The sequence below is a fragment of the Bacillus sp. REN3 genome, assembly GCF_017912555.1.
Lineage (GTDB): Bacteria > Bacillota > Bacilli > Bacillales > Cytobacillaceae > Mesobacillus.
Window position 1 is genome coordinate 1 of record NZ_JAERSD010000047.1, and the last position, 3566, is coordinate 3566.

General features: G+C 34.2%; 3 protein-coding genes. All 3 read left to right on the forward strand.

Translation table 11 applies throughout. The features are described from left to right. The first annotated feature begins 225 nt into the window (after positions 1-225). From JJQ88_RS20825 to JJQ88_RS20835, 3 genes are read left to right on the forward strand one after another with little or no spacing between them, the layout of a single operon-like run. Positions 226-744, forward strand: a complete 519-nt coding sequence (locus tag JJQ88_RS20825; RefSeq protein ID WP_210367960.1) for an HAD family hydrolase — start codon at positions 226-228, stop codon at positions 742-744. A gap of 2 nt (positions 745-746) precedes the next feature. Next, positions 747-1964, forward strand: a complete 1218-nt coding sequence (locus JJQ88_RS20830) for a ComF family protein (RefSeq protein ID WP_210367961.1) — start codon at positions 747-749, stop codon at positions 1962-1964. A gap of 19 nt (positions 1965-1983) precedes the next feature. Then, positions 1984-3177 carry a DNA-processing protein DprA gene (locus JJQ88_RS20835; RefSeq protein ID WP_210367962.1) on the forward strand — a complete coding sequence of 398 codons (1194 nt, stop codon included), beginning with the start codon at positions 1984-1986 and terminating at the stop codon, positions 3175-3177. The last annotated feature ends 389 nt before the right edge of the window (positions 3178-3566 follow it).

A 3566-nucleotide genomic window follows, 5' to 3' on the forward strand; every position in this document is an offset into this window, starting at 1 on the left:
TTTGGACGGTAAATCCGTCAGTTTTAGGACAATTAATACCGACAATCTCTGGACATTGTAGAACGTCATTAACAATAAGTAATGGAGATTTGTTTACTTAATAGATAAATTGCATTACGTCTACTTAGTTTGCAAATGATTTTACATATATTAATGTGTAGATAAAATATCCTAAATTTAGTAATATATACATATATAGGAGAAAATTGAAAAAGGGGGGGAATAATGTCTAGTTTTAAAGCCATTATTTTCGATTTGGATGATACCATTATAAATACCTCCGAGATAAAACATCTAAGAAAACAACCGTGGGGTGAATGCTATTCAAAAATCCCTTCCAATACATATCTTATTTTTGATTCGAGTTTATTAAATATACTTAACAATCAATTCATTATTGGTATTGTTACAAATTCTCCAAGGCCATATGCGTCAAGGGTCTTATCCCATCATAATTTTAATTTTGATGATTTAATTTGCTACCATGATTGCTCAAAAAGGAAGCCTCATCCAGATCCTATGATATTGAGTGCAACAAGGTTAGGGGTCAACCCAAATGAGGTTATTGCCATTGGAGATCATAAAAATGATATTTTGGCTGCTAAAAGTGCTGGTATGACTGCAATCGGGGTTACCTGGGGAGAATCCACCACTGAGGAGTTATCCATTGCAGGATCGGATTACCTTGTAGACGATGTAAACCAATTAAGAAGCTTGTTAGAGGCTATATTAGAGGAGGAATAGAAATGTTTTCTTTATGTACTAATGTAAAAAGTATTATCGTAGATTTAGACTCTTTGGCATCATATCTGCATAAGACTGAATTTAAAGCAGCTTTAACTAAACTAAATCAAAGATATAATTTATATTGTGTCTCCAGCGGTTTTTTTACAGCCTTTCCTCAATTTCGTACAGTTATGGGTGATATAAGAGAACCCTTAAGTTTTTCTAACAACATCATAGTTGCAAATAGACTGGATCCAGTTAATACAGTACTATTAGCTGGCTCAACTTCTCCTAACGAAATTGCACATAGATTTAATATTTCCACTATTTTTTTAACTGAAAATCTCCCCATTCTATTAAATGAAGATAACAAACATTTACCAGATGCTATTGTTGATATTGAATTACTAATTGACTTGTTGCTAAATGAAAAGAAAATTAGTTACTTTAATGAATTAGCTTGCGAAAAGACAGGTGGAACTGGGTTTGTTCATCATATTGGGGAGATAAGGCACCAATTATTTCCTGATTTGAAGGCGAATTTAATGTTGGCTGGCAGATACTTCGTTTACGAAGATCCACGACATTATTCCCACTGCTTATCAACTATGATTAGCCGCTTAAAAAACTTTCGACCATATGCTATAAATGAAATGGCTGAATGTTTAGAGGTTAATATACAGCTTACCCAGGAAGAATTAAGAGATGAATTTGATCTAATCACCATAGTTCCCGCAAAGCCAGGCTGTGAAAACCACTTGGATCCGGTTATAAACCACCAAAAGCTAAATCACCATAGAAGTAAGATTGACAGTAATCTGTTGTTTACAGTAAGACATTACGAAAAACAAAAGAGAGCAGGTTCATTTTATGATAGGGCCCTCAATGTATTGGATGCCTTTAGTTCAAGGAGAAAAGTTAGTGGGCATGTACTTTTAATTGATGATGTATTAACTAGTGGCTCCACTACAATGGAGTGTGCAAGAGTTCTGTATAAAAATGGAGCGTCTAAAGTTACAATTCTTCCATTAAGTATAATGCAATCAAAATCTTCCGCTCCCCAGCATAAGAGGTTACAAGATGATTCAGGTACAGAATTTAGACTTAATTTTAGGAATTCTGATGCAAACCCTTTTTGGGTTGCATCAGATAGCGTATTCTTAGATTATGAAGAAGGAAAAAAGAGATATTTAAATCAATTTTCATATAAGGATTTTGAATTAGAATTTCTTTTTTAGATATTAAAGAGGTGTGGGAATGACTACAGCATTTTGGCTTGCGTTAAATAATATCGAAGGAATGGGTGTAAAGACTGTTAAGCGAATATATCAACACATTCCTAACCTTTCCGAGGAAAATTTATATTCTTATGAAAGTGAATTAACAGCATTAATTAAAAACATAAATATCGTAAAAAAAGTCTTTGACCAAAGTTATTTTTCTTCAAAGATAACAGATGCATTGAAATCAATAAGTAAACATAAAGAAAAGGGTATTGAGGTAATTCACCTGGGTTCAGAATATTATCCGGAGTTATTGGGGCTAATTGATGATCCGCCTGTAATCTTATATTGTAAGGGCAACATTGATCTATTAAAAAATCACAAGGCAATTGCTGTCGTGGGTACACGTAATCCTACGGAATTAGGTTATAAGGCAGCTATGAAAATAGCTGCACAGTTTGTTAAAAGGAACTTTATAATTGTTAGTGGGCTGGCTCTAGGAATTGATACAGCTGGTCATGTTGGAGCTTTAAAAGCTAATGGCAGTACAATTGCAGTGTTAGCAGGTAGTTTGGATAAAATTTACCCAAAGGAAAACAGAGATATTGCGGACGATATAGTTTATCGTAATGGCTTATTAGTTTCCGAAACACCTCTTGGCGGGAAAACATTTAGGAATTCTTTTGTCTTACGTGACAGAATTCAAAGTGGTTTATCTTTGGGTGTCTGCCCAGTTCAAACTGGGATTAAGGGGGGGACTCAGCATACGATAAAATATGCGCAAGACCAAGGTAGGCTACTGTTTTGTCCTGAACCACTTGAACCTAAGGAAGTTGAGGCAACCCAGGGTATTTACCATCTTTTAGACAATGAGTTGGCAAAAAGGATATCTAATGAAGATGATTATGAACAAATAATAACCGAGTTAGAAAATACTTATAAAAATTTATTAGAGAGAAAACAAAATCTTGAAAAAGTAGACCTTAGCATAAATGCTGCAAAAACGAGCAAATCAGCCAAGGGAAGACAGGATAATATAAAGCAAATAAGTATTTTTGATGACTTCAATGAGAATACGCGGGAAAAAGAATTACTTCATTTAGAGTTAGAGGCGTTAATATCACAAATTGAGAAGGTAAGGCAGAAATTAAATTTAAATCCAGAGGACATCATTTCAAAGGTAAAAAAAACGATGGAAATGGAAATTAAAAGTAATCAAGAAAAATGAAGTTGTAATGCAAAAGGCACTAAATATAAAGAACCCAAAAAACATTGTGTAGTAAAATTTTGGGCACCAGGGTTAGCTAAGCAGCTTATTTCGAGCCTTGGATGCCGCAGGAAATTTCAATTATGACTTATTAAAAAGTAAGCCAAATCAAACACCTGTCTTATCCCGTAATCAAGGAGTAGCAGGTGTTTTTTTGTAGATAAAAAAGGAATGAGTTCGAAACGGGTAATTGCCTTTGTGGTAAATATAGAAGGGAAGATGTTCTTATTCGTGATTAAGGGAGTGTTAGGATTGGTAAGTATTAGTGATGTCTGTTTATGGCAGACTAGAAATGTAGGAAACGGCAGCTAATTTATGTACATAAAAAAGGCCACTTGCCAACATCCGAA